The following is a 20,854-nucleotide window of genomic DNA, read 5'->3' on the forward strand; positions in this document are numbered from 1 at the left end:
AGCTGTACGCCTCCTCCAAGGCCATCCTCAAGGAGGCCGGCTACGTCGGCGCCGGCACCGTGGAGTTCCTCGTCGGCGCCGACGGCACCATCTCCTTCCTGGAGGTCAACACCCGCCTGCAGGTCGAGCACCCGGTCACCGAGGAGGTCGCCGGCATCGACCTGGTGCGCGAGATGTTCCGCATCGCCGACGGCGAAGCCCTCGGCTACGGCGACCCCGAACTGCGCGGCCACTCCCTCGAGTTCCGCATCAACGGCGAGGACCCCGGCCGGGGCTTCCTGCCCGCCCCCGGCACCGTCACCGCCTTCGCCCCGCCCACCGGCCCGGGCGTCCGCCTGGACGCCGGCGTCGAGTCCGGCAGCGTGATCGGCCCGGCCTGGGACTCCCTGCTCGCCAAGCTGATCGTCACCGGCGCCACCCGTGAGCAGGCCCTGCAGCGCGCCGCCCGCGCCCTGGAGGAATTCACCGTCGAGGGCATGGCCACCGCCCTCCCCTTCCACCGCGCGGTCGTCACCGACCCGGCCTTCGCCCCCGAACTCACCGGCAGCCCCGGCCCGTTCACGGTCCACACCCGCTGGATCGAGACCGAGTTCGTCAACGAGATCAAGCCGTTCGCCGTCCCCGCCGCCCCCGAGACGGAGGAGGACACCGACCGCGAGACGATCGTCGTCGAGGTCGGCGGCAAACGCCTGGAGGTCTCCCTGCCCTCCTCGCTGGGCATGTCCCTGGCCCGCACCGGACTGGCCGCCGGCGCCAAGCCCAAACGCCGCGCAGCCAAGAAGTCCGGCCCCGTCGCCTCCGGCGACACCCTCGCCTCCCCGATGCAGGGCACCATCGTCAAGGTCGCCGTCGAGGAGGGCCAGGAGGTCAAGGAGGGCGACCTGATCGTCGTCCTGGAGGCCATGAAGATGGAACAGCCCCTCAACGCCCACAAGTCCGGCACCATCAAGGGCCTGGGCGCCGAGGTCGGCGCCTCCATCAGCTCCGGCGCCGCGATCTGCGAGATCAAGGACTGACACAGCAGCACGGTCGTTCCGTACGACATCCCGAGGCGCCCGGCGGACTGGAGCAGTCAGTCCGCCGGGCGCCTCGTTTTTTCCCCCGTTCCCCCGATTTCCCCCGTCCCCCGAGTCGGTGGTCTACGCGTACTGTTCGAGCACCGTTGCGTCGTCGCGCCCCTCAAGGGGCGCGGGGCTGTGTCTATATGCGGCTCCGCCGCGATGGGGGTCCCCCCGCTCGAGCGAAGTCGAGACCTGGCTCACTCCCTTGTCGAACGCGCCGAGCGCCACGATGTCGAGCGACGGCGTCACTGTGACCGCGAGCAGACCGGTGCCGAAGAGCACGAGCCCGTCCGCGGGCGTGCGTGATGGTGTCGTGGTCATCGGAGTCCCCCTCGGCGGCCGCCCCCGAGCGGAGCGCCTCAGGCAAGTGAAGCGGCGGGACGCGGCCGACCACCATCCGTCAATTCTGACGGATCGCGCTATATCGCATCAGTCCGCATCAGTCCGCATCAGTCGCCGATCAGCCCGAGATCCAGCCCACGACGCAGCAGCGCCGCCGTGTGCCCCGCCTCCAACTTGCGGTGCAGGGAGGCGATATAACCCCGCACGGTGACCGGCGACAGCCCCATCCGCCGGGCCGCCTCGGTCGCCGTACGCCCGTCGTGGAGGTGGAGCAGTGTGCGGTGCTCCTGCTCGGTGACCCCGAACCGGCGGGCGATCGCACGCCGCCGGGCGAGGTCCTTGAGCAGGAGCAGGGCGGGCAGTCCGGGTCCGGCCGGCGGCACGTACCGCACCTCGATGTCCCGCGCGGTGAAGGATTCGCGCCGCCCCAGCCGCGGATCGTCCCGTACGACGGCCAGCAGCCCGGCGGCGACCGCGTTGAGGGCCTGCGGGTGCCCGTTCTCGTCGAGGGAGGCGACGCCGCGCGCATGGCTGCCGGCCAGCTCCAGCGCCACGGCGGCCAGCGCGCGCAGCTGCTCACGCTCACGCAACGCCCGTTCCACGAAGCCGAGTTGGAGGTGGACCAGGCCGAAGAGATCACGCTCGTGCTCGGTGAAGTCCTGCCCCGAGCGGACCAGGGCGTATCCCTCGACCACGCCGGTGTCCGAGCCGACCGAGGCCACCAGGTGCCGGCGCATCCCGAAGGGCCGGAAGTCCAGGTTGAAGCAGTGCGTCCGCTGCCACTGCCGGTCCCCGGCGACATCGCTCACCCTCCAGGCCTCCGGGGTCGGCGTCTCCAGCATGATCTCGGTGAGCGGATGATCGAGGGGATGGTCGAAGATGACCATCGGATCCTCGTGGAAGGACTCCTGCGGCAGCGACAGCGTGGACAGGCCCACCCCGTCGACCGAGAGCCGGTAGCACTGGGCCGCGTCGGCATCGATCAGCCCCAGCAGTTCGGGCAGCGCCCGCTCGTGCAACTCCTCGACGGAGTCCGACTCTTCAAGACCGTGCACGAGCGTCAACGCGCGCCGCGCGTCCGCACCGCTGATGTCCATCGCAATTCCCCCGGCGCTGCTCCCGCCTGAGAAGACGGTACGGCCTGCGGGCGGTCCGGGAGGCCCGCTCGGGCATCCTCGATGGCATGCTGGAGGCAGACGGGGGCGCACGAGAGGGCAGGTGGGAGGCATGGTGGGCACGACGTCGGCGGGGACGGCGGCGAACGGCGACACAGAGGTGACACCCGCGCCCGCGCGCGTCATGCGTGCCGACGCCCGCCGCAACTACGAGCGGCTGCTCACCGAGGCCCGCGCCGCCTTCGCCGCGCACGGCACGGACGCGTCCCTGGAGGACGTGGCCCGCCGCGCGGGCGTCGGCATCGGCACTCTGTACCGCCATTTCCCCAACCGGCACGCGCTGCTCAGCGCGGTCTTCGAGGAAGCGGTGAGCGACCTGCTGGCCCGCTCGCACCAGCTACTGGCCGCCCCCGAGCCATGCACGGCCCTGGTGACCTGGCTACGCGAGATCGTCACCCACGCAGGCGAGTACCGAGGCCTCGCCCACGCCCTGATGTCCGTAACATCCGACGACACCTCGGCCCTGTCCCGCTGCAGCGGACCGATCCGGGAAGCGGGCGGCGCGCTACTGGCACGGGCTCAGGAAGCCGGCACGGTCCGCCCGGACGTAGCAATCGCGGACCTGCTCCAGCTGACGAATGCGATCGCCCTGGCAGCGGAGGAGTCCCCGGGCGAACCGGCCTTGGCAGACCGCTTGCTCACCCTCACCCTGCGGGGCTTGAAAGCCCCAGGCTGAGGCCTCGCTTTTCAGGGGCGCGGGGAACGGCGCGACCAGCCACAAACAACCGGCACCCACAAGACGAGACGAACCCCTACGGCGAATAGGCACGAAAACAAAACCTAACGCCGCCGCAAATCCGCAACCCGAGCCCGCTCCCGCTCACCTCCGGAGGAATCAAGCACCGCCGCCGCCCGAAGGCCGGAGGCCCCTTGCCCGCGGCGAGGCCCCGGCAGGGCCACGTCCCGGCGCGCCTGGCGCGGGGGGACGGGATCAGCGCCCGAACTTCCCGACGCCCCGGCCACGGCAATCTGCACACCCTGATCGGCAAGAGCCTGCAACTCGGTGCCGGCACGGTCGTCATGGGGCGGCGGCTCGTCCGTCACCAGGCGGGTGATCACATCCGTGGGCACGGTCTGGAACATCGTGTCCGAACCGAGCTTGGTGTGATCGGCGAGCACGACGACCTCGGCGGCCGCCTGGACCAGCGCCCGATCCACCGATGCCGACAGCATGTTGGACGTGGACAGCCCGCGCTCGGCGGTGAGCCCGCTCCCGGAGAGGAAGGCCCTGGACACCCGCAACCCCTGCAGGGACTGCTCGGCACCCGAGCCCACCAGGGCATAGTTGGAACCACGCAGCGTACCGCCGGTCATCACGACCTCCACGCGGTTGGCATGGGCCAACGCCTGGGCGACCAACAGGGAGTTGGTGACGACTGTCAGCCCGGGCACCCGCGCGAGCCGACGTGCCAGCTCCTGGGTGGTGGTACCCGCCCCGACCACGATGGCCTCGCCCTCTTCCACGAAGTTGGCGGCGAGGTCGGCGATGGCCGTTTTCTCGGCGGTCGCGAGATGTGACTTCTGCGGAAAGCCGGACTCCCGCGTGAACCCGCCCGGCAGTACCGCACCGCCGTGCCGGCGGTCGAGGAGTCCTTCTGCCTCCAGTGCGCGCACGTCCCGCCGTACGGTCACTTCGGAGGTCTGGACGACGCGGGCGAGCTCACGGAGCGACACGGCCCCGTTCGCTCGCACCATTTCGAGGATCAATTGGCGACGTTCTGCAGCGAACACGAAACTGACAGTAACCCCAACGACCGTCTGCTTTCAGCTGTTTGCGCCGAATAGCAGAAGTTGTTCGCACAGGAGGGCGGGAAGTGGTATAGAGCCTACCCGCCCCGACTATGCCGTACGCATGCTCGACAACTCCCTGTGACCAGCGGGGAGTCGGTTTCGGCCGTCAGACTTCGCCACCGGTCTTGCGGGTGTGGAGCTGTCGGGCGACCTCGGCGATCGACCCCGAAAGAGACGGATACACGGTGAACGCGTTCGCGATCTGTTCGACCGTCAGATTGTTGTCGACGGCGATCGAGATCGGATGGATCAGTTCCGAAGCGCGCGGGGACACGACCACACCGCCGACCACGATGCCTGTGCCCGGCCGGCAGAACAGCTTCACGAAGCCGTCGCGGATGCCCTGCATCTTGGCGCGCGGGTTGCGGAGCAGGGGGAGCTTCACCACCCGGGCGTCGATCTTGCCGCCGTCCACGTCGGCCTGCGTATAGCCGACGGTGGCGATCTCGGGGTCGGTGAAGACGTTCGACGAGACGGTCTTCAGATTCAGCGGGGCCACCGCGTCGCCGAGGAAGTGGTACATGGCGATACGTCCCTGCATGGCGGCGACGGAGGCGAGGGCGAAGACGCCCGTCACGTCACCGGCGGCGTACACGCCGGGCGCGGTGGTCCGGGACACCTTGTCGGTCCAGATGTGCCCGGACTCGCGCAGCTTGACGCCGGCCTCCTCCAGACCCATGCCCTGGCTGTTCGGGATGGCGCCGACGGCCATCAGACAGTGCGAGCCGCTGATGACACGGCCGTCGGCGAGGGTGACCTCGACGCGGTCGCCGACCCGCTTGGCGGCGGCGGCGCGGGAGCGGGCCATGACGTTCATGCCGCGGCGGCGGAAGACGTCCTCCAGGACGGCGGCGGCGTCCGGGTCCTCGCCCGGCAGCACGCGGTCGCGGGACGACACGAGCGTGACCTTGGAGCCGAGGGCCTGGTAGGCGCCGGCGAACTCGGCGCCGGTGACACCGGAACCGACCACGATGAGCTCCTCGGGGAGCTCGGTGAGGTCGTACACCTGCGTCCAGTTGAGGATGCGCTCGCCGTCGGGCTGGGCGTCAGGCACCTCGCGCGGGTGGCCGCCGGTCGCGATGAGCACGGCGTCGGCGACGAGGGTCTCCTCGGTGCCGTCGGCGGCGGCGACGATCACCTTGCGGGAGCCGTCGAGGGCCTGCATGCCCTCCAGCCGGCCGCGGCCGCGCATGACCCGGGCACCGGCGCGCGTGACCGAGGCGGTGATGTCATGGGACTGGGCAAGGGCGAGCCGCTTCACACGGCGATTGACCTTCCCCAGATCAACCCCCACCACCCGGGCCGCCTGCTCCAGCGGCGGAGTGTCGTCGGCGACGATGATGCCGAGCTCTTCGTACGACGAGTCGAAGGTGGTCATCACCTCGGCCGTAGCGATAAGGGTCTTCGACGGTACGCAGTCGGTCAGCACCGACGCCCCGCCCAGACCGTCGCAGTCGACGACGGTCACCTCCGCGCCGAGCTGCGCGGCCACCAGCGCCGCCTCATAGCCGCCGGGTCCGCCACCGATGATCACGATCCGAGTCACGTACCCCATTGTCCCGCACCGTTCAAGGTGCTACTGCCCGGGGGCGGGGCAATGGGTTGGCAAGGGGCGACTGATACGGCCGGGGCAGGTGCGGCGGCTGCCGTACCCTTCGACGCATGTCGCTCTACGCCGCGTACGCCGGCAACCTCGACGCGCGGCTGATGACCCGCCGCGCCCCGCACTCGCCGATGCGCGCCACGGGCTGGCTGAACGGGTGGCGGCTGACGTTCGGGGGCGAGCACATGGGCTGGGAGGGTGCGCTGGCGACGATCGTCGAGGACCCCTTCTCACAGGTCTTCGTCGCGCTGTACGACATCGCGCCGCCCGACGAGGAGTCCATGGACCGCTGGGAGGGCGTCGGCCTCGGCGTCTACCGCCGGATGCGGGTGCGGGTGCACACGCTGGAGGGCGAGGAGTCGGCGTGGACGTATGTCCTCGACGGCTACGAGGGCGGGCTGCCGTCGGCGCGGTATCTCGGCGAGATCGCCGATGCCGCCGAGTCCGCGGGAGCTCCGCACGACTATGTGATGGAGCTGCGGAAGCGGCCCTGCTGAGGACAGCAGGTTCACAGTTGAACCACAGCGGCCACAAAGGTCCCGTTGTGTCACAACCTTCGTTGGAAACGACAAGACAACGATCGCCAACCCGTGAGCTCTGTCATCTACGCGCGTAGGCCCGGAGCGGCTACTCTCGACCGCGTGAACGCATCTCTTCTTCCGGACGACATCCAGGGCGCCACCCCCAATGATCCAAGGGTCGCCGCCGACGCCGCCGCCTCGCGCCTGCGCGAACTGACCGGCGCCGAGACCCACGACGTCGCCCTCGTGATGGGCTCCGGCTGGGCACCGGCCGTGGACGCCCTCGGCGCACCCGACGCCGAGTTCCAGGTCACCGAGCTGCCCGGTTTCCCGCCGCCGGCGGTGGAGGGGCACGGCGGCAAGGTCCGCTCGTACAAGATCGGTGACAAGCGGGCCCTGGTCTTCCTGGGCCGTACCCACTACTACGAGGGCCGCGGGGTCGCCGCCGTCGCGCACGGCGTCCGTACCGCCGTCGCCGCCGGCTGCAAGACCATCGTGCTCACCAACGGCTGCGGGGGGCTCCGCGAGGGCATGCGGCCCGGGCAGCCGGTGCTGATCAGCGACCACATCAACCTGACGGCGACATCCCCGATCGTCGGCGCGAACTTCGTCGACCTGACCGATCTGTACTCGCCGCGGCTGCGCGCCCTGTGCAAGGAGATCGACTCCAGCCTGGAGGAGGGTGTCTACGCCCAGTTCCCCGGCCCGCACTACGAGACGCCGGCCGAGATCCGGATGGCCCGCGTGATCGGCGCCGACCTCGTGGGTATGTCGACGGTGCTGGAGGCCATCGCGGCGCGTGAGGCGGGGGCTGAGGTGCTGGGTATTTCTCTGGTCACCAACCTTGCGGCGGGTATGACCGGTGAGCCGCTGAACCACGAGGAGGTTCTGCAGGCGGGTCGCGACTCGGCGACGCGGATGGGGTCGTTGCTGGCGCAGGTGCTCGGGCGGCTGTAGGCGCCGTTGCTGGGGGCTGCCGCCCCAAGGCCCCCGCTTCGGCCCTTGAGGGGCCTCGTCCTCAAACGCCGGACGGGCTGGGTTTGCCGACCGGCGCTGAGAGTGCGCAGCCCGGGGTACCACAGACAACACAACGAGAGGTTGACCGACCGTGCACGACGATCTCATCGCCCGGGCCACGACCTGGCTCGCCGAGGACCCCGACCCGGAGACCCGCGACGAGCTCGCCAAGCTCATCGAGGCCGGGGACGTCACGGAGCTCGCCGACCGCTTCGGCGGCACCCTCCAGTTCGGCACCGCCGGCCTGCGCGGTGAGCTGGGCGCAGGCCCCATGCGCATGAACCGTTCGGTCGTCATCCGCGCCGCCGCCGGACTCGCCGCGTACCTCGACGCCAAGGGGCAGCGCGGCGGTCTCGTCGTGATCGGCTACGACGCCCGGTACAAGTCGGCCGACTTCGCGCGCGACACCGCCGCCGTGATGACGGGCGCGGGCTTCCGGGCCGCGGTACTGCCGCGCCCGCTCCCCACCCCCGTACTCGCCTACGCGATAAGGCACTTGGGCGCGGTCGCCGGAGTCGAGGTCACCGCCAGCCACAACCCGCCCCGGGACAACGGCTACAAGGTCTACCTCGGCGACGGTTCGCAGATCGTGCCGCCCGCCGACGCGGAGATCGCCGCCGAGATCGACGCGATCGTCTCCCTGCACGACGTGCCGCGTCCGGAAGCCGGCTGGGAGACCCTCGACGGGGGCGTCCTGAACGCCTATCTGGCCCGCACGGACGCCGTGCTCGCCGCCGGTTCCCCCCGCACCGCCCGCACCGTCTACACGGCGATGCACGGCGTCGGCAAGGACACCCTGCTCGCCGCGTTCGCCCGCGCCGGGTTCCCGGAGCCCGTCCTCGTCGCCGAACAGGCCGAGCCGGACCCGGACTTCCCCACCGTCGCCTTCCCCAACCCGGAAGAGCCCGGCGCCATGGACCTCGCCTTCGCCAAGGCCCGCGAGACCGACCCGGACCTGATCATCGCCAACGACCCCGACGCGGACCGCTGCGCCGCTGCCGTGAAGGACGGCGGCGAGTGGCGGATGCTGCGCGGCGACGAGGTCGGCGCGCTTCTCGCCGCCCATCTCGTCAGGCGCGGGGCACGGGGCACCTTCGCCGAGTCGATCGTCTCGTCCTCCCTGCTCGGCCGTATCGCCCAGAAGGCGGGTCTGCCGTACGAGGAGACCCTCACCGGCTTCAAGTGGATCGCCCGCGTCGAGGGTCTGCGCTACGGCTACGAGGAGGCGCTCGGCTACTGCGTCGACCCGGACGGCGTACGCGACAAGGACGGCATCACCGCCGCGCTCCTGATCACCGAGCTGGCCTCCGAGCTCAAGGAGGAGGGACGGACCCTGCCGGACCTCCTCGACGACCTCGCCGTCGAGCACGGGCTGCACGCCACCGACCAGCTCTCGGTCCGGGTGGAGGACCTGTCGGTCATCGCCCGGGCCATGGAGCAGCTGCGCGAGCAGCCGCCGACCGAGCTGGCGGGCCTCGCCATCACCAAGGCCGAGGACCTCACCCTGGGCACCGACAGACTGCCGCCCACCGACGGGCTGCGCTACACGCTCGACGGCGCCCGCGTCATCGTCCGCCCGAGCGGCACGGAGCCGAAGCTGAAGTGCTATCTGGAGGTCGTGGTCCCCGTCGCCGCGCACGCCGGCCTGCCGGCGGCCCACGCCACCGCGAACGACCTCCTCGCGGCGATCAAGCGGGACCTGTCGGCGGCGGCCGGCATCTGAGCCACGCGTCTGAGCCACTTGACGGGGTGCCCGCGGCCATTGCCCGGGGGCACCCCTTCGAGTGATTCACCCAGGGCTGTTGACCCGGCGGCCACGCCCCGGCACCCGGGCTCCTGCTGCCCGTCGCCCTGCACCTGACCCGCACCGAGTTCCATGACTTCTGGTTCCATGCCCTCTACGGGAGCAGCAGGAGCGCGGCCGTCCAGGCCAGCGCCACCAGCACACCCAGCGGCCACAGCAGCCGGGCGCGGTCCCGCTCGCCGGCCCGGACGAGCGGCCGGTACCCGGGTTCCTGCCACATCGCGGTGATCTCGGCGGCCGTCCGCTCGTAGGGATGGATGTAGCCGAGCCTCCGCTCCAGCCGCGGCCACCGGAACCCCACCACGCCCCATTCGTCGAACGAGGCCCGGTGGCTGTCGATGTTCAGCTCGGGGCCCTTGCACCGCACGACGCGTATGTGGTCCCAGGCGATGTGCTGGGCGCGGCGGAAGCCGTTGAACCACAGGCCTTCGCTGTCGGCGGTGATGCGCCAGGCCAGCACGCGCGGCAGCAGCAGGGCGGCGACGGCCCCGAGGGCGCCGCCGACGCCGTACCGCCAGAATCCGGTCTCGCCCCAGAAGAAGTGCCCGGCCCACAGCACCGCCCCGGCGGTGGTGAGCCAGTCGGACCAGCCTGCGCGCCAGCGGCGTACGCCCTTGCCGGCCACGGCGTACGGATCGTCGGCGACGGCCTCGGCGGCCACCCGGCTGCGCTCCTCGTACTGCGCGTCGCGCTTCGCCTCGTACTTCTCCATGAGGAGCTCGCGCCGGACGCGGCCGTCCGACAGGGGCCGTACGGGCCCCACCGACCGCTCGACGACGACCGGTTCTCCCGGCTTCTCGGCGACGCTGACGATCAGCACCTCGGCGCCGTCGTACGGGGCTCCGTACAGGACGGCCTCGCGGAGCGGGCCGGGTTCGTCGTCCGCGATGCGGTCGAGGAGCTCGTCGATCTCCGCGTCGTCGAGTTTCTCCTCGTCGTCCGCGTCCTCGACGTCCACATCCGTGACGGAGACGGTGAACAGGGGCCGCAGGGCCCCGAGGTCGTCGGCGGCGAAGACCTCGGTGTCCGCCTCCACGCCCTCGCGCACCAGCACCCGCAGGACGGGCGCCGGGGCGCTGCGCAGCGCGGCGGCGCGGCGCCGGCCCAGGTGGCCGGAGAGCAGCACGGTAAGGCCCACCCCGGCGAGGCAGCAGCCGACCGCCGAGTCCAGGTTGCGGTCGTCGGGGGTGTCGAAACCGAGGGCGGCGACGGCGAGTGCGGCGCCCGCCGCGAACAGCACGGCTCCGAGCCAGAGGAACAGCTTCCCGCGCCGCAGCGGCCTGCCCGCGTCCGGCAGCACCGCCGTCACGCCGCCGGTGGCCGCCAGGGCCGCCTCCCGCTGCCGTTCACGGGCCTGCAGACGCAGCTGGGCGGTCCGCGCGAAGGCACCCGCGACCAGGACACCGCAGGGGATCACCAGCCAGGACGGCGCCAGGGGCAGCCCGGCGACCATGACGACCTGCATCGCCGCCGTGACCCGTACGACCTCGGGCCGCACCAGCAGCCACACCACCTGCAGGCCCAGGAACGCCGCGACGAAGCCGGGCACCCCCGCGGCGGCCAGCGCGCAGCCGCCGATCAGGGCGAGGGTGCCCATGGCGAGGACGAGGCGCCGGGGCACCCGCACCGGAACCCAGCGCGGCGGCAGCGCCTGCGTCCAGCGGCGGGCCCCGGCGCTGTCCCAGGCCGGGCAGCCGTCCGGTACGGCGGAGGCGGGCAGCCGCAAGGGCTGCCGGGAAGTCGTGCTCATCGTTTCCCAGACGGTCAGGACCACAGGGGTGTCAGCGGTCCTCGGTTCCGTCCGGGTGGGGGCGGCCGTCGTGGCCGAGGTGTGTGCAGGCAGAGCATGCACAGGCAAGCTGTGAAGCAGCAGCCGGGCCGTACGGCCGGGTCAGCCCAGGGCCACCAGAATCGCCAGCAGCACCGCCCCGGCCACCGCCGGCCCCGCGATCTCGTACGCCCAGCGCACGGTCACCTCGCCCTGCGTGGACTCGGCCTCGCCCCGGGCCTCCAGCAGCTCGCGCAGGTCGTCCATGACCTTGTCGGTCTCGGCGCGCGCGGGCCCCTCCGGGACGGCGGCGCCGCCCGAGAACCCTCCGGTCCCGAAGCCGCCGCCGAGACCGCCCATACGGCCCCGCCGGCCCCGTCCGCTCGCCTCCGCGGCCCGGTCGGCCGTCGCCCTGGCGTCCCGCCGCGCCGCCTTCTTCCGCGCCCGCAGCGAGACGGGGACGGCCCACAGCTGGTACTTGCCGCCGGACTTCGCGACGACCTCGTTGGAGTAGCTGGACCGCAGCGAGACGACCTGCCCCCAGGGCACCACGACGACGCGGAAGGGGTTGCGGATGCGCAGCCGCTCCTCGTTGGCGTAGACGGCGGGGCGCAGCGTGAAGGCGGCGACCAGCGGCACGATCAGGATCAGCGTGGCGAGCGCCAGCCACGGTGTGCGGCCGTGCCCGGAGACGATCGCGTCGATGCCGAGCCAGCCCGCGATGGCAAGCAGCAGAACGCCGCCCGCGATCCCCGCGGGCGACCGGTAGACCCGGTCCTTGGTCTCGGGGGCCGAGGGCTGCGGTGCTGGTGACTCGTGGTCCGGGGTCGTCATGCTGCCGATTGTGCCCGACGGCCGCGGCGATGCTCATACGTGGTGGGTGCGCACTCGATGAGCGACCGGGGGTGTACAGCCGCTACGCGCGTAGATATGCTCGTCTGGTGACCATGCCCACCACTGCACACACAGCTCACGCTCTCGCTGACGTCACCGCGTCCGACAGCACGCTGCGCCGCTTCCTCCACGGGCTGCCCGGCGTCGACGCGGTCGGCCTGGAGGCGCGCGCCGCCTCGCTCGGCACCCGTTCCATCAAGACCACCGCGAAGGCGTACGCCATCGACCTCGCCATCTCGATGGTCGACCTGACGACGCTGGAAGGCGCGGACACCCCGGGCAAGGTCCGGGCGCTCGGCGCCAAGGCGGTCCACCCCGACCCCACGGACCGTACGACGCCGGCGACCGCGGCCGTCTGCGTCTACCCCGACATGGTGCCCGCCGCCAAGGAGGCCGTCGCCGGCTCGACCGTGAAGGTCGCCTCGGTCGCCACCGCCTTCCCGGCCGGGCGTGCCGCCCTCGCCGTGAAGCTGGCCGACGTGCACGAGGCCGTCGCCGCGGGCGCCGACGAGATCGACATGGTCATCGACCGCGGGGCGTTCCTCGCGGGCAACTACATGAAGGTCTACGACGAGATCGTCGCCGTGAAGGAGGCCTGCGGGACATCGGCCCGCCTCAAGGTCATCTTCGAGACCGGCGAGTTGTCGACGTACGACAACATCCGCCGCGCGAGCTGGCTCGGCATGCTGGCGGGCGCCGACTTCATCAAGACGTCCACCGGCAAGGTCGCGGTCAACGCCACGCCCGCCAACACCCTGTTGATGCTGGAAGCCGTGCGCGACTTCCGCGCCCAGACCGGCATCCAGATCGGCGTGAAGCCCGCCGGCGGGATCCGCACCTCCAAGGACGCGATCAAGTTCCTCGTCCTGGTCAACGAGACCGCGGGCGAGGACTGGCTGTCCAACCACTGGTTCCGCTTCGGCGCCTCCTCGCTCCTGAACGACCTGCTGATGCAGCGTCAGAAGCTGGCCACCGGCCGCTACTCCGGCCCCGACTACGTGACGGTGGACTGATCCATCATGGCTTTTGAGTACGCACCCGCACCCGAGTCCCGCGCGATCGTCGACATCGCGCCCTCGTACGGCCTGTTCATCGACGGCGAGTTCACGGAAGCCGCCGACGGCAAGGTCTTCAAGACGGTCTCCCCGAGCACGGAGGAAGTGCTGTCGGAGATCGCCCAGGCCGGTCCCGAGGACGTCGACCGCGCGGTGAAGGCCGCCCGCAAGGCGTTCGAGAAGTGGTCCGCGCTGCCCGGTTCCGAGCGCGCGAAGTACCTGTTCCGCATCGCCCGGATCATCCAGGAGCGCAGCCGCGAACTGGCCGTCCTGGAAACCCTGGACAACGGCAAGCCCATCAAGGAGACGAGGGACGCCGACCTGCCCCTGGTCGCCGCGCACTTCTTCTACTACGCGGGCTGGGCGGACAAGCTCGACCACGCCGGCTTCGGCACGGACCCGCGGCCGCTCGGCGTGGCGGGCCAGGTCATCCCCTGGAACTTCCCGCTGCTGATGCTGGCGTGGAAGATCGCCCCGGCGCTGGCGACCGGCAACACAGTCGTCCTCAAGCCCGCCGAGACGACCCCGCTCTCCGCGCTCTTCTTCGCGGACATCTGCCGCCAGGCCGGCCTGCCCAAGGGCGTCGTCAACATCCTTCCCGGCTACGGCGACACGGGCGCCGCGCTCGTCGCGCACCCGGACGTCAACAAGGTCGCGTTCACGGGCTCCACGGCCGTCGGCAAGGAGATCGCGAAGACCGTCGCGGGCACCCGCAAGAAGCTCACCCTCGAACTGGGCGGCAAGGGCGCCAACATCGTCTTCGACGACGCCCCCATCGACCAGGCCGTCGAAGGCATCGTCAACGGGATCTTCTTCAACCAGGGCCAGGTCTGCTGCGCGGGCTCCCGCCTCCTCGTCCAGGAGTCGATCCAGGACGAGCTGCTGGACTCGCTCAAGCGCCGCCTGACCACCCTCCGCCTCGGCGACCCGCTGGACAAGAACACGGACATCGGCGCGATCAACTCCGAGGAACAGCTCTCCCGAATCACCTCACTGGTCGAACAGGGCGAGGCGGAGGGCGCCGAGCGCTGGTCCCCGGCCTGCGAAATCCCCTCCTCCGGCTACTGGTTCGCCCCGACGCTCTTCACGAACGTCACCCAGGCGCACCGCATCGCCCGCGACGAGATCTTCGGCCCGGTGCTGTCGGTCCTGACCTTCCGTACGCCCGACGAGGCGGTCGCCAAGGCCAACAACACGCAGTACGGCCTGTCGGCGGGCATCTGGACCGAGAAGGGGTCCCGGATCCTCGCCGTCGCCAACAAGCTGCGCGCGGGCGTCGTCTGGTCCAACACGTTCAACAAGTTCGACCCGACCTCGCCGTTCGGCGGCTACAAGGAGTCGGGCTTCGGCCGCGAGGGCGGTCGTCACGGCCTGGAGGCGTACCTCGATGTCTGAACGCTTGACTGTCTTCAAGACCTACAAGCTGTACGTCGGCGGGAAGTTCCCGCGTTCCGAGAGCGGCCGGGTGTACGAGGTGACGGACAAGAAGGGCAACTGGCTGGCGAACGTGCCCCTTTCGTCCCGCAAGGACGCCCGTGACGCGGTGGTCGCCGCGCGCAAGGCATTCGGCGGCTGGGCGGGCGCGACGGCGTACAACCGCGGCCAGATCCTCTACCGCATCGCCGAGATGCTGGAGGGCCGCCGCGAGCAGTTCGCACGTGAAGTGGCGGACGCGGAAGGGCTGTCGAAGTCGAAGGCCGCCGTGGTCGTGGACGCGGCGATCGACCGCTGGGTCTGGTACGCGGGCTGGACCGACAAGATCGCCCAGGTCGTCGGCGGCGGAAACCCGGTCGCGGGCCCGTTCTTCAACCTGTCCTCCCCCGAGCCGACGGGCGTGGTCACCGTCCTGGCCCCCCAGGAGTCGTCCTTCCTCGGCCTGGTCTCCGTCATCGCCCCGGTGATCGCGACCGGCAACACGGCGATCGTGATCGCGAGCGAGAAGTCCCCGCTCCCGGCTCTGTCACTGGGCGAGGTGCTCGCCACCTCCGACCTCCCCGGCGGCGTCGTCAACATCCTCTCCGGCCGTACGGCGGAGATCGCGGCACCGCTGGCCGCACACCAGGACGTCAACGCGATCGACCTCGCCGGCGCCGACGCCGTACTGGCGAAGGAGCTGGAGATCGCGGCAGCGGACAACCTGAAGCGCGTGCTCCGTCCACAGCCTGTGGATGAAGTCGACTGGTCGGCGACTCCGGGGATCGACCGCATGACGGCGTTCCTGGAGACGAAAACGGTGTGGCACCCGACGGGGTCACTGGGCGCGTCAGGCTCGTCGTACTGAGTAACTGAGTAATTGAGTAACTGAGTACTGGAAGTACTGGCTGACCGGCCCTGCAGACCGAGAGCCGCGTCCTCCCTCCGTCCGGGGAAGACGCGGCTCTCACTCGTCCGCCGGCGGCCCGGCGGTCCGGCTCAGACCAGGTGGCCGCCCAGCAGCATTGCGGCCGTCCCCAGCGCCGCCGGAACCGTACCGACCGGGCTCTCCTCGGCGAGGCCGGTCAGACCCGAGAGCGGGCCGGCGATGTGAGGGTTGTCCATCGGGGCGACGGTGTTGCGGGTGAGGGCGTTGCGATTCAGGCCCTGGACGGAGCCGGTGACGGACCGCACCTGGCCGGTCGGCGCCTGCAGGCTCTTCTGCGGGTCGAGCTTGCTGAGCGCGTTGGCCGCGGCGACCGGCGACACGGGCACCTTCACGGCGGCGGTGGAGTCCGCGGACGCGGTCGCCGCGCTTGCGCCCAGTGCCGCCGAGACGGTGGCGAGGGCGATCAGGGCGCGCTGGGCGTGGGGCTTGGCGGGGGAAGCGTGTCGTGCCATTGCAGTAGTCACCTTGGATTCGCTGAGTAATCAGGTCGACACGAAGGGTAGTTGAGATGTGATGCGCACTCCAAAGCCGACCCGCGGGGTCGGCAACGCGTACGGAATACGTCAAACTGGTGTCCCGTGAGCATCCATCTCCCCTCCCCCGCCCGTGTTGTGCTGCTCTGCGGCCCCTCGGGCTCGGGCAAGTCCCTTGTCGCCGCCCGCTCCGGCCTCCCCGTGCTGCGCCTCGACGACTTCTACAAGGAGGGCGAGGACCCGACGCTGCCGCTGGTGGCGGGAAGCTCCGACATCGACTGGGACCACCCGGACTCCTGGGACACGGACGTCGCCGTGGCCGCGATCGCCGAGCTGTGCCGCACGGGCCGTACGAACGTCCCGGTCTACGACATCTCCCGCTCCGCCCGCACGGGCGAGGAGACCGTCGACATCGGGCGGACGCCGCTGTTCATAGCGGAGGGCATCTTCGCGGCCGAGATCGTCGAGCGCTGCCGGGAGTTGGGGCTGCTGGCCGACGCCCTGTGCCTGAACCGCGGCCCGGTCCGCACCTTCCGCCGCCGCTTTCTGCGCGACCTCAAGGAGGGCCGCAAGTCGGTCCCGTTCCTGCTCCGCCGCGGCTGGCGCCTGATGCGCCAGGAACGCTCGATCATCGCCCGCCAGACCGCCCTGGGCGCCCACGCCTGCAACCGGGACGAGGCCCTGGGCCGCCTGGCCGCGGCCGCGGTGGGCCGCCGCCCGGCCGCCGCACCTACCAACTGAGCCCGCATATGACAGCGAAGAGCACCGCAACCATTGATTGAGGAACCACGACGGCGAGCAACCAGGTCCGCGAGAGCGGCGCCGGTTTAGGCGCAAAAAGGGGCAAGCGGGACTGGACGGACCCCCCGGCCCTCCAGCCCCGCTCTCCCCCGTTACCCCGTGGTACTTCCCCCGTTGGTCCCCCCTCGGTTACCGCTCCCCCGTGCTTCCCCCGTTACTTGCTTCCCCCCAACCCTCAGGCGACGAGCTCCCCGAAGGCGTCCTCCTCGTCACGGCCGAAGCTGAGGACCTCGTCCTCGCGCAGCCGGCGGAGCGACCGCCAGATGCTGGACTTCACCGTGCCGACACTGATGTCGAGGATCTCCGCGATCTCCGGGTCCGTGCGGCCCTCGTAGTAGCGAAGGACCAGCATGGTGCGCTGGAGTTCGGGGAGCCGGGCGAGCGCCTGCCACAGGACCGCACGCAGTTCGGTGCCGCGCATCGCGTCCGTGTCGCCGGGCGTCTCCGGCAGTTCCTCGGTCGGGTATTCGTTCAGCTTGCGGCGGCGCCACGCGCTGATGTGCAGGTTCGTCATGGTGCGGCGGAGGTAGCCCCCGACCGCGGCCTTGTCGCTGATCCGGTCCCACGCCTTGTACGTCGAGAACAGCGCGCTCTGCAGCAGGTCCTCGGCCTCGAAGCGGTCACCGGTCAGGTGGTAGGCGGTGGCGTACAGGGAGGCTCGGCGCTCCTGGACGTAGGCGGTGAACTCCGCCTCCGACAGCGAGCGGCCTTCCCCCGTGTCCTCCCTGTACGCGCTTCCCCCGTGCGGATCCCCCGTGATCCCCGTGAAGGTGTCAACCACCGTCATGTACGCGGTGTGCTGACGTCCGGTGCCGCGAGCGCACCCCCGCCCGTTCACGGCACCGGACTTCTCGGAACCCCGGCCCCCGTTCACGTCGTGCAGGCGCGTGATCACTGCGCTGGTGCTCGTGCTGTGCAGCATGTTCATCTCGCGCCCCCCGTCGTGGACTTCCGGTGTTCGGCTTGCTCAGGCGGTGTATCTCTGCGGTGCTTCCTTGCCTGTGCCGAAAAGCTTGCCCTCGCACCTTCATGGCCGTGTCCGCCGACTGTCACAGACCTGTCACAGGGGTCGGTCGCATACGGGACACAGCGCGGTCACAGAGAAGAGCGCTATGAGCACGCTGGCGGACAGGTCCGCAGCAGGAGTCGAAACCCCGACCCACCATGGGCCAGAATGAGCGCGTGCCTTCCCTGTTGCTGATCGAGGACGACGACGCCATCCGTACGGCCCTGGAGCTGTCTCTTACGCGCCAGGGACACCGGGTTGCCACCGCTGCCACCGGAGAGGACGGTCTGAAGCTCCTGCGGGAGCAGCGGCCGGACCTGATCGTGCTGGATGTGATGCTGCCCGGCATCGACGGGTTCGAGGTGTGCCGGCGCATCCGGCGCACGGACCAGTTGCCGATCATTCTGCTGACCGCGCGCAGCGACGACATCGACATCGTCGTCGGGCTGGAGTCCGGCGCGGACGACTATGTGGTCAAGCCGATCCAGGGGCGGGTGCTGGACGCCCGGATCCGGGCCGTACTGCGGCGCGGCGAGCGGGAGTCGACCGACGCGGCGAGCTTCGGCAGCCTCGTCATCGACCGCGCCGCCATGACCGTGACCAAGAACGGCGAGGACCTGCAGCTCACGCCCACCGAGCTCAGGCTGCTCCTGGAACTCAGCCGGCGGCCCGGTCAGGCGCTGTCCCGGCAGCAGCTGCTGCGGCTGGTCTGGGAGCACGACTACCTCGGCGACTCCCGGCTGGTGGACGCATGCGTGCAGCGGCTGCGCGCCAAGGTCGAGGACGTGCCGTCGTCCCCGACGCTGATCCGTACCGTGCGTGGCGTGGGCTACCGGCTGGATACGCCTCAGTGACCGAAGCGCAAGGGGGGGTTCGCGGCTGGGCCGCGGCCCGCAAGGGACATCTTTCACGGCTGCGCTTCACCAGTCTGCGGCTGCGCCTGGTCGTCGTCTTCGGGCTGGTGGCGCTGACCGCCGCCGTGTCCGCGTCCGGGATCGCGTACTGGCTCAACCGCGAGGCCGTGCTCACCCGCACCCAGGACGCGGTGCTGGGCGACTTCCGGCAGGCGATGCAGACCCGGGCGGGCACCCTGCCCGCGCACCCCTCGCAGGACGAACTGCAGCACACGGCGGGCCAGATGGCGAACAGCAGCCAGCGCTTCAGCGTGCTGCTGGTCGCCCAGGACCCCGCCGGCAAGACGGTGTACGGCAGTTCGGGCGGGCTCGACGGCTTCTCGCTGCAGGACGTGCCCAAGTCGCTGCGCACGGCGGTGAACAAGCAGCAGGACATCACCTCCGGCAACAAGTACGCGTACCACCTGTACTGGCAGCGCGTCGTCGACCACGGCACGCCCTATCTGGTGGCCGGTACGAGGGTGATCGACGGCGCGGCGACCGGCTACATGCTCAAGTCGCTGGAGCCGGAGGCCAAGGACCTCAACTCGCTGGCCTGGTCGCTGGGGATCGCCACCGGGCTCGCGCTGGTCGGCTCGGCGCTGCTCGCACAGGCCGCCGCCTCGACCGTGCTGAAGCCGGTGCAGCGGCTCGGGGTCGCCGCGCGCAGGCTCGGCGAGGGCAAGCTGGACACCCGGCTGAGGGTGTCGGGGACCGATGAACTCGCCGATCTGTCACGGACGTTCAACGACGCGGCCGAGGCGCTGGAGAAACGGGTCGAGGACATGGCCGCGCGGGACGAGGCGTCCCGGCGCTTCGTCGCCGACATGAGCCATGAACTCCGTACGCCGCTCACCGCGATCACCGCCGTGACCGAGATCCTGGAGGAGGAGCTGGAGGCGGAGTCCGGGTCGATGGACCCGATGATCGAGCCCGCCGTACGGCTCGTCGTCAGCGAGACCCGGCGGCTCAACGACCTTGTCGAGAACCTCATGGAGGTCACCCGCTTCGACGCGGGCACCGCCCGGCTGGTCCTGGACGACGTCGACCTCGCCGACCAGATCACCGCCTGCATCGACGCACGAGCCTGGCTGGACGCCGTGGACCTGGACGCCGAGCGCGGCATCCACGCCCGCGTCGACCCACGCCGCCTCGACGTGATACTCGCCAATCTGATCGGCAACGCGCTCAAGCACGGCGGGTCGCCGGTGCGGGTGTCGGTGCGGCTGTCGGACGCGGAGAGCGGGGAGGGTGCCGAGATCGTCATCGCCGTACGCGACCACGGGCCCGGCATCCCCGAGGACGTCCTGCCGCACGTCTTCGACCGCTTCTACAAGGCGAGCGCCTCCCGCCCGCGCTCCGAGGGCAGCGGACTGGGCCTGTCCATCGCCCTGGAGAACGCCCACATCCACGGCGGCGAGATCACCGCCGCCAACTCCCCCGACGGGGGTGCGGTGTTCACACTGCGGCTGCCGCGGGACGCGTCGGCGCTGACGGAGGAGTCCGAGAAGGACACGGGGAAGAACGGGAACGCCTCATGACCGTACGACGCCTGCAGGCGCTCCGCGTCCTTGCCGTCCCTGCCGTCCTGGCCACGCTGCTCACCGGGTGCGGCATCCGGTCCACCGAGGTGCCCACGGACTTCGGGGCGGCGCCCTCCCGGGTGCAGTGCTCGCTGGGCGAGCCGGAGGTCTCGACCCAGGCCTCGCGCGGGCTGCCGGTGCAGGTGTTCCTGCTGTGCAGCTCCTCGCTGGTCGCCGTGGACCGGACGGTACGGGTCCCGGACGGCACCCCGGACTCGCGGCGGCGCGTGCTGGTGGCACAGGGGCTGCTCGACCAGCTCGCGGCGACGCCTTCGGCCGCCGAGAAGGAGGCCGGGTACACCACGGACGTACGCGGCGGCATGACCGTGAGCGGCCCCCGCTCCGGCGACCCCGAGGACACGCTCCGGCTGAGCAATCCGCCCGGTGACCTCACGTCCTTCGCCCTCGCCCAGGTCGTGTGCACGTTCTCCGACTCGGCGGCGGCCGAGGGCGACGGCTCGGTCATCCTCGGCGGCCCCGGCCGCGAGCCGCTGCGCCGCTACGAGTGCACGGACGAGGTCCGCTCCCGCCCCGGCACCGAGCAGCCGCCGTCGAGCGAGGTTACGGGCGGCTGACGTACCGGTGTGGCGGAAGCCTCATACAGGTACGTACGGACGAGCCGGAACCGATCCTGCCGCAGGCCGCGTCTAGGGGGTCGTGCAGCGTCAAAGCGGAACCGGTGAAGCCCGGTGGACCACCGCGCCC

20 protein-coding genes are annotated in these 20,854 nt (G+C 70.9%); 12 read left to right on the forward strand and 8 right to left on the reverse strand.

Annotated features, from left to right (window positions below):
- Window positions 1-1,016, forward strand: a 1,016-nt coding sequence (locus tag P2Q00_RS26195) for an ATP-binding protein (RefSeq protein WP_275775205.1), incomplete at its 5' end; no start/stop codon positions are given.
- Between the two features lie 123 nt (window positions 1,017-1,139).
- Here P2Q00_RS26195 and P2Q00_RS26200 read toward each other — a convergent pair.
- Both P2Q00_RS26200 and P2Q00_RS26205 read right to left on the reverse strand, forming a co-directional pair.
- Window positions 1,140-1,382 (reverse strand): hypothetical protein, encoded by a 243-nt coding sequence (locus P2Q00_RS26200; protein WP_275775206.1) that lies wholly within the window; start codon window positions 1,380-1,382, stop codon window positions 1,140-1,142.
- Between the two features lie 128 nt (window positions 1,383-1,510).
- Window positions 1,511-2,500, reverse strand: a complete 990-nt coding sequence (locus P2Q00_RS26205; protein ID WP_275775207.1) for a helix-turn-helix transcriptional regulator — start codon at window positions 2,498-2,500, stop codon at window positions 1,511-1,513.
- Window positions 2,501-2,702: 202 nt separating this feature from the next.
- Here P2Q00_RS26205 and P2Q00_RS26210 point away from each other — a divergent pair, with 202 nt between their 5' ends.
- Window positions 2,703-3,254, forward strand: coding sequence for a TetR/AcrR family transcriptional regulator (locus P2Q00_RS26210; RefSeq protein ID WP_275775674.1), 552 nt, complete (start codon window positions 2,703-2,705; stop codon window positions 3,252-3,254).
- Between the two features lie 104 nt (window positions 3,255-3,358).
- Here P2Q00_RS26210 and P2Q00_RS26215 read toward each other — a convergent pair whose 3' ends face one another.
- Together P2Q00_RS26215 and P2Q00_RS26220 are read right to left on the reverse strand one after the other, a co-directional pair.
- Window positions 3,359-4,309 (reverse strand): DeoR/GlpR family DNA-binding transcription regulator, encoded by a 951-nt coding sequence (locus P2Q00_RS26215; protein ID WP_275775209.1) that lies wholly within the window; start codon window positions 4,307-4,309, stop codon window positions 3,359-3,361.
- Window positions 4,310-4,475: 166 nt separating this feature from the next.
- Window positions 4,476-5,924, reverse strand: a complete 1,449-nt coding sequence (locus P2Q00_RS26220; RefSeq protein WP_275775211.1) for an NAD(P)H-quinone dehydrogenase — start codon at window positions 5,922-5,924, stop codon at window positions 4,476-4,478.
- A gap of 107 nt (window positions 5,925-6,031) precedes the next feature.
- Here P2Q00_RS26220 and P2Q00_RS26225 point away from each other — a divergent pair, with 107 nt between their 5' ends.
- From P2Q00_RS26225 to P2Q00_RS26235, 3 genes are all read left to right on the forward strand, one after another.
- Window positions 6,032-6,469, forward strand: coding sequence for a gamma-glutamylcyclotransferase family protein (locus P2Q00_RS26225; RefSeq protein ID WP_275775213.1), 438 nt, complete (start codon window positions 6,032-6,034; stop codon window positions 6,467-6,469).
- A gap of 144 nt (window positions 6,470-6,613) precedes the next feature.
- A complete protein-coding gene (locus tag P2Q00_RS26230; RefSeq protein WP_275775216.1) occupies window positions 6,614-7,450 on the forward strand; it encodes a purine-nucleoside phosphorylase in 837 nt (278 codons plus the stop codon).
- A 151-nt stretch (window positions 7,451-7,601) separates the two neighbouring features.
- Window positions 7,602-9,233, forward strand: coding sequence for a phospho-sugar mutase (locus P2Q00_RS26235; protein ID WP_275775217.1), 1,632 nt, complete (start codon window positions 7,602-7,604; stop codon window positions 9,231-9,233).
- Window positions 9,234-9,408: 175 nt separating this feature from the next.
- Here the strand turns inward: P2Q00_RS26235 and P2Q00_RS26240 are convergent, their stop codons facing one another.
- Entirely contained in the window at window positions 9,409-11,064 is a 1,656-nt protein-coding gene (locus tag P2Q00_RS26240) for a hypothetical protein (RefSeq protein WP_275775219.1), read from the reverse strand.
- 141 nt (window positions 11,065-11,205) lie between these two features.
- Complete coding sequence (locus tag P2Q00_RS26245) at window positions 11,206-11,916, reverse strand: PH domain-containing protein (RefSeq protein ID WP_275775221.1); 711 nt, start codon at window positions 11,914-11,916, stop codon at window positions 11,206-11,208.
- 113 nt (window positions 11,917-12,029) lie between these two features.
- Here P2Q00_RS26245 and deoC point away from each other — a divergent pair, with 113 nt between their 5' ends.
- The 3 genes from deoC to P2Q00_RS26260 are packed head-to-tail and all read left to right on the forward strand — an operon-like array spanning window position 12,030 to window position 15,312.
- Window positions 12,030-12,989, forward strand: a complete 960-nt coding sequence (gene deoC, locus P2Q00_RS26250) for a deoxyribose-phosphate aldolase (RefSeq protein WP_275775676.1) — start codon at window positions 12,030-12,032, stop codon at window positions 12,987-12,989.
- A gap of 6 nt (window positions 12,990-12,995) precedes the next feature.
- Window positions 12,996-14,426, forward strand: coding sequence for an aldehyde dehydrogenase family protein (locus P2Q00_RS26255; RefSeq protein WP_275775222.1), 1,431 nt, complete (start codon window positions 12,996-12,998; stop codon window positions 14,424-14,426).
- Window positions 14,419-15,312, forward strand: a complete 894-nt coding sequence (locus P2Q00_RS26260; protein ID WP_275775223.1) for an aldehyde dehydrogenase family protein — start codon at window positions 14,419-14,421, stop codon at window positions 15,310-15,312. Before P2Q00_RS26255 ends, P2Q00_RS26260 begins: the two co-directional genes overlap by 8 nt.
- A 131-nt stretch (window positions 15,313-15,443) precedes the next feature.
- Here P2Q00_RS26260 and P2Q00_RS26265 read toward each other — a convergent pair whose 3' ends face one another.
- On the reverse strand, window positions 15,444-15,845 hold the full coding sequence (locus tag P2Q00_RS26265; RefSeq protein WP_275775224.1) for a hypothetical protein: 402 nt from the start codon (window positions 15,843-15,845) through the stop codon (window positions 15,444-15,446).
- Window positions 15,846-15,971: 126 nt separating this feature from the next.
- Between P2Q00_RS26265 and P2Q00_RS26270 the strand changes: the two genes are divergently transcribed.
- On the forward strand, window positions 15,972-16,607 hold the full coding sequence (locus P2Q00_RS26270; RefSeq protein WP_275775225.1) for a uridine kinase family protein: 636 nt from the start codon (window positions 15,972-15,974) through the stop codon (window positions 16,605-16,607).
- Window positions 16,608-16,842: 235 nt separating this feature from the next.
- Here the strand turns inward: P2Q00_RS26270 and P2Q00_RS26275 are convergent, their stop codons facing one another.
- Window positions 16,843-17,595, reverse strand: coding sequence for a SigE family RNA polymerase sigma factor (locus P2Q00_RS26275; RefSeq protein WP_275775226.1), 753 nt, complete (start codon window positions 17,593-17,595; stop codon window positions 16,843-16,845).
- A gap of 254 nt (window positions 17,596-17,849) precedes the next feature.
- Between P2Q00_RS26275 and afsQ1 the strand changes: the two genes are divergently transcribed.
- The 3 genes from afsQ1 to P2Q00_RS26290 are packed head-to-tail and all read left to right on the forward strand — an operon-like array spanning window position 17,850 to window position 20,724.
- Complete coding sequence (afsQ1, locus tag P2Q00_RS26280) at window positions 17,850-18,527, forward strand: two-component system response regulator AfsQ1 (RefSeq protein WP_046261189.1); 678 nt, start codon at window positions 17,850-17,852, stop codon at window positions 18,525-18,527.
- Window positions 18,524-20,107, forward strand: a complete 1,584-nt coding sequence (locus P2Q00_RS26285) for an ATP-binding protein (protein WP_275775228.1) — start codon at window positions 18,524-18,526, stop codon at window positions 20,105-20,107. The genes afsQ1 and P2Q00_RS26285 overlap by 4 nt, the downstream gene beginning before the upstream one ends.
- Window positions 20,104-20,724 (forward strand): hypothetical protein, encoded by a 621-nt coding sequence (locus P2Q00_RS26290; RefSeq protein ID WP_275775230.1) that lies wholly within the window; start codon window positions 20,104-20,106, stop codon window positions 20,722-20,724. The genes P2Q00_RS26285 and P2Q00_RS26290 overlap by 4 nt, the downstream gene beginning before the upstream one ends.
- The last annotated feature ends 130 nt before the right edge of the window (window positions 20,725-20,854 follow it).

It is taken from the genome of Streptomyces coacervatus (genome assembly GCF_029223485.1).
Classification (GTDB): Bacteria; Actinomycetota; Actinomycetes; order Streptomycetales; family Streptomycetaceae; genus Streptomyces; species Streptomyces coacervatus.